The following is a 532-nucleotide window of genomic DNA, read 5'->3' on the forward strand; positions in this document are numbered from 1 at the left end:
CAGGCGCGGGAACAGCGTGCGCTGCAACGCGGTCGGCACGATGTTCAGCCGCGTGACGAGGTTTTGCGGCACGGTGTAGTACGTGACGAAACGCGCGCCCAGACTCGTGCCGAGCATCACGCGGTCGAGCGATTCGGCAACCATGCCTGTGATGCTCGCAATCAGCATCCAGCCGCCGAAATTGAACAGCCCCTTCGCGACGATGAACTGCGGCGCCCGCACGTGCCGGATGCCAAGCACCACGAACGCGGAGCGCCCGAGCAGGATGGCCGCGAGCAACCGTGCGACCACAGCGGCCGCGAGCACGTTCTGCAACGTCGGGCCCATCACCCACGCGGCGGCGAGCGGCAGCAACTGGAACAGGAACGTGCCGAGCGTCTGGTTCGTGTTGTAGACGCCGAAGCGTTCCGCGCCGTTGATCGCGCCCGCGAACACCCATGACACGTTCGCGAGCGGAATCGCCACCGCGAGCCACGGCAGCGCCATGTACACCTCGTGCTGCAGTTGCGGCGACACCTTCGAGAAGTACGCC

Annotated in this window: 1 protein-coding gene; it reads right to left on the reverse strand. The window is 66.4% G+C overall.

The features are described from left to right. A partial coding sequence (locus H3V53_RS43375; protein ID WP_336603064.1) for an oligosaccharide flippase family protein occupies positions 1 to 532 on the reverse strand: 532 nt, incomplete at both ends.

Origin of the sequence: Paraburkholderia bengalensis (assembly GCF_037126505.1) — a bacterium.
Lineage (GTDB): Bacteria > Pseudomonadota > Gammaproteobacteria > Burkholderiales > Burkholderiaceae > Paraburkholderia > Paraburkholderia bengalensis.